The sequence below is a fragment of the Pseudomonas sp. MF6755 genome (assembly GCF_016405635.1).
Lineage (GTDB): Bacteria > Pseudomonadota > Gammaproteobacteria > Pseudomonadales > Pseudomonadaceae > Aquipseudomonas > Aquipseudomonas haemolytica.
The window spans coordinates 23,661-30,267 of record NZ_JAEKDA010000033.1 but is presented as its reverse complement, the minus strand read 5'-3'; the positions used below and the strand labels follow the sequence as shown (position 1 = coordinate 30,267).

Below are 6,607 nucleotides of genomic sequence, written 5' to 3'. Positions count from 1 at the left end.
AATTGCTTGATTCAGTTGTTAAAGAGCGGTTGGTTAAGATCTTTCGTCTCAACCGAGGCGCGCATTCTACAGCAGCCTCATTTGCTGTCAAGTGATTATTTTCAGAAGCTTTCGAAGATTTCTTCAATAACTTCAACCACTTGCGCTTCTGATCTCTCATCAGCGGGAGGCGAATTCTACAGCGTTACACGCTGCTGTCAACACCTCTTTTTCAACTTCCTTTCGGCTTCGATAAACTGAAGCAACCCGCTGCCGAAAACCTCATAACTCATTGTTTACCAAGGAGTTTTCCGTTTCGACTGCGCCGGAAGTGGGGCGAATTATAGGCCTCCAGAATCTGCCGTCAACCTTCTTTTTCACATTTCTGTCATATCGGTCAAAAAAGCCCCTGAAATGCGAACGCCGGCCCCACGGGGCCGGCGTTCCTCTTACTGAGCCTTACAAGCTAGGGAAGGCGAACTGCGACGCTTCATGGCTGGCCCGCTGCGGCCAACGCTGAGTGATCGCCTTGCGACGGGTATAGAAACGTACCCCATCCGGCCCATAGGCGTGCAAGTCGCCAAACAGCGAACGCTTCCAGCCACCAAAGCTGTGATAGGCAACCGGAACCGGCAGCGGTACGTTAACCCCTACCATGCCCACTTCAATCTCGTCGCAGAACAGCCGCGCCGCCTCACCATCACGAGTGAAGATGCACGTGCCATTGCCGTATTCGTGATCATTGATCAACTGCATCGCAGCTTCCAGGCTGTCGACCCGCACCACACACAGCACCGGCCCGAAGATCTCTTCTTTATAGATACGCATCTCAGGCGTCACGCGGTCAAACAGACTGCCACCGAGGAAGAACCCCTCCTCATGCCCGGCAATGCTCAAGCCGCGACCGTCAACCACCAGCTCCGCGCCCGCAGCCACACCGTCCTCTATATAGCCACTGACCTTATCCCGTGCTTGGCCAGTCACCAACGGCCCCATATCCAGGCCACAAGAAGTGCCCGCACCAATCTTCAACGCCTTGACCTGCGGAACCAACTTGGCGATCAACGCATCCGCCACTTGATCACCCACGCACACCGCCACCGAGATCGCCATGCAACGCTCGCCGCAGGAACCATAAGCGGCGCCCATCAAGGCACTCACGGCGTTGTCCAGATCCGCATCCGGCATCAGCACGGCGTGGTTCTTCGCTCCACCCAACGCTTGTACGCGTTTGCCGCGCTTGGTCGCTTCGGAATAGATGTACTCGGCAATCGGCGTCGAGCCTACAAAGCTCAAGGCTTTTACTTCCGGCGCTTGGATCAATGCATCCACCGCGCCCTTATCGCCGTGCACCACACTCAGCACGCCTTTAGGCAGCCCGGCCTCCTGCAACAGTTGCGCGATCAACAGCGTCGAACTCGGATCACGCTCCGACGGTTTAAGGATGAAGCAGTTACCGCACACAATCGCCAGCGGGTACATCCACAGCGGCACCATCGCCGGGAAGTTGAATGGGGTGATACCCGCTACCACACCCAGCGGCTGGAAGTCCGACCATGCATCAATGTTCGGCCCCCACGTTACGGCTGTATTCACCCTTGAGAATCTCCGGCGCCGAGCACGCGTATTCCACGTTCTCGATGCCGCGCTTGAGTTCACCCGCGGCGTCTTCCAGGGTCTTGCCGTGCTCTTCGCTGATCAACTGCGAGATACGTGCTTCGTTCTGCTCCAGCAGTTGCTTGAAACGGAACATCACCTGGGCACGCTTGGCCGGCGGCGTATTACGCCAGGCCGGGAACGCCGCCTTGGCCGAGTCGATCGCGCTTTGAATGGTTTCGCGACTCGCCAGTGGCACCTGGTGAATCACCTGGCCGGTGGACGGGTTGTACACATCGGCGGTACGGCCGCTGTCGCTGACCAACTGGCCGTTGATCAAATGCTGGATAACGCTCATGCAGGGCTCCTGAAAAGTTGTTCTATATAGAAGGAGAAATCAGTCGATCTTGTTCAGCACTTCGCCGACCGCGTCAAACAGACGATCCAAGTCCTGCGGCTTGCTGTTGAACGTTGGCCCGAACTGCAGGGTGTCACCGCCAAAACGCACGTAGAACCCAGCCTTCCACAAGGCCATGCCAGCCTCGAATGGGCGCACGATGGCATCGCCGTCACGCGGGGCGATCTGGATCGCACCGGCCAGGCCGTAGTTTCGAATGTCGACCACATTCTTGCTGCCCTTCAAACCATGCAGAGCATTCTCAAAGTACGGCGCGACTTCGGCTACGCTCTGCACAAGGTTTTCCTTCTGCAACAGGTCCAGTGCCGCCAGGCCAGCCGCGCAAGCCACCGGGTGCGCCGAGTAGGTGTAACCGTGGGGGAATTCCACGGCGTACTCCGGCGTCGCCTGGTTCATGAAGGTCTGATAGATCTCGCTGCTGGCAATCACCGCGCCCATCGGGATCGCGCCGTTGGTGACTTGCTTGGCGATGCACATCAGGTCTGGCGTCACACCAAAGCTGTCAGCACCAAACATTGAGCCCGTGCGACCAAAGCCGGTGATCACTTCGTCAAATATCAGCAGGATGTTGTGCTGGTCGCAGATCTCACGCAGGCGCTTGAGGTAACCCTGTGGAGGCACCAGTACGCCGCCAGAACCGGCCATTGGCTCGACAAACACTGCCGCGATATTGGAAGCGTCATGCAGCTCGATCAGCTTGAGCAATTCATCGGCCAAGGCAATACCGCCCTGCTCCGGCATGCCTCGGGAGAAGGCATTGCTCGCCAGCAAGGTGTGAGGCAAATGGTCAACGTCCGTCATCGCCTGGCCAAAAATTTTACGATTGCCATTAACCCCGCCCAGGCTGGTGCCGCCGATGTTCACACCGTGGTAACCGCGGGCGCGGCCGATCATCTTGGTCTTAGTGGCCTGGCCTTTCAGACGCCAGTAAGCACGCACCATCTTCACGGCCGTATCGGCGCACTCGGACCCGGAGTCAGTGAAGAACACGTGATTCAGGTTACCCGGGGTCAAGTCGGTAATCTTTTCCGCCAATTGGAAGGACAACGGATGACCGTATTGGAAGGCCGGGGAGTAGTCCAAGATGCCCATTTGCTTGGCGACAGCTTCCTGGATTTCCTTGCGCGTATGCCCGGCACCGCAGGTCCACAGGCCCGACAAAGAATCATAAACCTTGCGCCCCTTGTCATCGGTCAACCAACTGCCTTCAGCGGCCACGATCAGGCGCGGGTCACGCTGGAAGTTACGGTTGGCAGTGTAGGGCATCCAGTGCGCATCCAGCTTCAGTTGGCTGGCCAGGGACGATGGGGCGTTTTCGGGCATGTTCATCAGCAAAACCTCGCAAGGCAAAAGGCAGCGTCGGGATTGAAAAAGCGTTGTTGCAGCTAAATTGCCATGGGGATAAAGTCGGTGAAATCCAACTCTTCTAATCTTCAGTCAGGACTTCACTAAACTATGAGCAACCGTCGTCCCGACCCTCTGGCGCAAGTCAGTGACTTCGATATTCGCTTGCTGCGCATCTTTCGCAGCGTAGTGGAATGCGGCGGCTTCTCGGCGGCGGAAGCCGTACTCGGCATCGGCCGCTCGGCCATCAGCCAACAGATGAGCGACCTTGAGCAGCGGCTAGGGCTAAGGCTCTGCCAACGCGGCCGCGCCGGGTTTTCGCTGACGGAAGAAGGTCGCGAGGTCTACCAGTCTGCTTTGCAGCTATTGAGTGCCCTGGAAAGCTTTCGCACCGAGGTCAATGGCCTGCATCAGCACTTGCGCGGCGAGTTGATCATCGGCCTCACTGACAACCTCGTCACCCTGCCCCATATGCGCATCACCCACGCATTGGCGCAGTTGAAAGAGCGTGGCCCCGACGTGCAAATCCAGATCCGCATGATCGCCCCCAATGAAGTGGAGCAAGGTGTACTCGACGGCCGCCTGCACGTCGGCGTGGTGCCCCAGGCCAGCGCGCTGTCGGGCCTGGAATACCAACCGCTGTACAGCGAACGCTCACTGCTCTATTGCGCGGTCGGCCACCCGCTGTTTTATGCCGACAACAAGCAACTCGACGACGAACGCATCGACAGCCAGGACGCCATCGCCCCCACCTTCCGCTTGCCTGCACAGATCCAGGCCCATTACCAGGCGCTCAATTGCACCGCCAGCGCGTCCGACCGTGAAGGCATGGCGTTCCTCATCCTCACCGGCCGCTACATCGGCTACTTGCCTGACCACTACGCTAGCCTGTGGGTGCAACAAGGCCGACTGCGCGCGCTGAAACCGGCTACACGTTTTTACGATTTGAGCCTGGCATCGGTCACGCGCAAGGGTCGCCGCCCTCATTTGGTGCTGGAAAGCTTCCTGGAAAGCCTGGCCGCAACCCGCTAACTCGGGCCCCACACAAAAAGCTGAGCAACTGGACAGCTTTTTGCAAGGCACAGAGACCTTGAACCGTCCGCCTCGAGTTAACCGCCATGCCCCCAGAATCCTCCAGCTCCAGCGACCTGATCTACGGCCTCGACGACCGGCCGAAACCACTGCCCGCTCTATTGGCAGCCCTGCAACATGTACTGGCGGCGTTCGTCGGCATCATCACCCCGCCGCTGATCATCGGCTCAACCCTGGGCCTCACCGCCCACTTGCCCTACCTGATCAGCATGGCGCTGATGGTTTCCGGCGTGGGCACATTCATCCAGGCACGCAGGCCCTTTGGTATCGGCGCCGGGATGATCTGCCTGCAAGGCACCAGCTTTGCGTTTCTCGGCGCGGTGTTGTCGGCAGGTTTTTTGGTCAAGCAACGCGGCGGTAGCCCGGAGGATATATTGGCGATGATCTTCGGCGTGTGCTTCTTCGGCGCGGCGGTACAGATCGTGTTGAGCCGCTTTATTGGCCAACTGCGTCGAGTCATCACACCGCTGGTGACCGGGATTGTGATTACGCTGATCGGCATCAGCCTGATCAAGGTGGGCATTACCGACCTTGGCGGCGGTTTTAACGCACCGGACTTCGGCGCCCCCGCCAACCTGGCGCTCGGCCTGTTCGTGGTACTGACGATCATTTTGCTCAACCGCTCCAATACCCCATGGGTACGTCTCTCGGCGATCATCATAGGCCTGGCCCTGGGGAGCCTGGCGGCGTGGTTCAGCGGCAAACTCGTGCCCCAAGCCCTGCCCGACCTGCCCCTGATCAGCCTGCCTACGCCGTTCCGCTTCGGTTTCAACTTCGACTGGAGCGCCTTCTTGCCGATAGCGCTGATTTATCTGATCAGCAGCATTGAAACTGTTGGTGACCTCACGGCCAATTGCATGATCGCCCGCCAACCCATCAGCGGCCCTTCCTATATAAGCCGGCTCAAGGGCGGCGTGCTGGGCGATGGCGTGAGCTGCATGATCGCCGCTACCTTCAGCGCCTTCCCCAATACCACCTTCGCCCAGAACAATGGGGTGATCCAACTCACCGGCGTGGCCAGCCGTTACGTCGGCTTATATATCGGCGTATTGCTGTTCTGCCTCGGCCTGTTTCCGCTGATCGGCGCCGTGCTCCAGCAAATTCCCAAACCGGTGCTGGGCGGCGCGACCCTGGTGATGTTCGGCAGTGTGGCCGCCGCCGGCGTGCGCATTCTCGCCCAGGCACCGCTGGACCGACGCAGCATGTTGATCATCGCTACCTCGTTCGGCGTCGGCCTGGGTATCGCCGCCCAGCCCAACCTGCTGCACCTGATGCCAACACTGGTGCAGAACCTGTTCGACTCTGCCATCACCAGCGGCGGCCTCACCGCCATCGTGTTATGCCTGTTACTGCCGGAGGCCAAGGCGAGCACGGCTGCCGCAAAGCACACAGCGCAAAGCGACAGCCTGGAACCGCTTTAACGGTTTTATTGCATCAGGACTTGTCTGAGGCTTGAGGGTGGGTTATCTGTGCACACGTCGTCTCTATCGATCAGCACGGAAACCTCCATGAGCCTCGAAGTTCCTGCCCACAGCAACCACGCCGGTAAACCCGCCAGCCGCATTCGGCAAAAGAACGAACAAGCGATTCTCCAGGCTGCTGAAGATGAATTCGCGCGCCATGGCTACAAAGGCACCAGCATGAACACCATTGCTGCCAGTGCCGGGCTGCCCAAGGCCAACCTGCACTACTACTTCACCAACAAACTGGGCCTGTACATCGCGGTGCTGAGCAATATCCTCGAACTGTGGGACAGCACCTTCAACGCGCTGACCGCCGAGGATGACCCAGCCGTCGCACTCACGCGCTATATCCGCACCAAGATGGAATTCTCGCGACGCCAACCACAAGCCTCGCGGATCTTCGCCATGGAAATCATCAGCGGCGGCGAATGCCTCACCGAATATTTCAGCCAGGACTATCGCGCCTGGTTCAGTGGCCGCGCAGCGGTGTTCCAGGCGTGGATCGACGCCGGCAAAATGGACCCCATCGACCCCGTGCATTTGATCTTCCTGCTGTGGGGCAGCACCCAGCATTACGCCGACTTCGCCACCCAGATCTGCCGCGTCACCGGTCGCACCAAGCTGACCAAGCAGGACATGGAAGACGCCGGCACCAACCTGATCCATATCATTCTCAAAGGCTGCGGCATCAAGCCAGCCGTATAAACGAAGCGAG

4 protein-coding genes and 1 pseudogene are annotated in these 6,607 nt (G+C 59.0%); 3 read left to right on the top strand and 2 right to left on the bottom strand.

Going from position 1 to position 6,607, the window contains the following annotated elements:
- Positions 1-438: 438 nt before the first annotated feature.
- A pseudogene (locus tag JFT66_RS28985) lies at positions 439-1,933 on the bottom strand (CoA-acylating methylmalonate-semialdehyde dehydrogenase).
- Between the two features lie 39 nt (positions 1,934-1,972).
- Positions 1,973-3,322, bottom strand: a complete 1,350-nt coding sequence (locus JFT66_RS28980; protein ID WP_034119728.1) for an aspartate aminotransferase family protein — start codon at positions 3,320-3,322, stop codon at positions 1,973-1,975.
- A 126-nt stretch (positions 3,323-3,448) separates the two neighbouring features.
- Between JFT66_RS28980 and JFT66_RS28975 the strand changes: the two genes are divergently transcribed.
- The 3 genes from JFT66_RS28975 (at position 3,449) to JFT66_RS28965 (ending at position 6,597) form a co-directional block, all read left to right on the top strand.
- A complete protein-coding gene (locus tag JFT66_RS28975; protein WP_034119727.1) occupies positions 3,449-4,369 on the top strand; it encodes a LysR family transcriptional regulator in 921 nt (306 codons plus the stop codon).
- Between the two features lie 86 nt (positions 4,370-4,455).
- A complete protein-coding gene (locus JFT66_RS28970; protein ID WP_034119726.1) occupies positions 4,456-5,850 on the top strand; it encodes a uracil-xanthine permease family protein in 1,395 nt (464 codons plus the stop codon).
- A gap of 87 nt (positions 5,851-5,937) precedes the next feature.
- Positions 5,938-6,597: a TetR/AcrR family transcriptional regulator gene (locus JFT66_RS28965; RefSeq protein WP_034119725.1), complete on the top strand. Its 660-nt coding sequence runs from the start codon at positions 5,938-5,940 to the stop codon at positions 6,595-6,597.
- Positions 6,598-6,607: the final 10 nt, after the last annotated feature.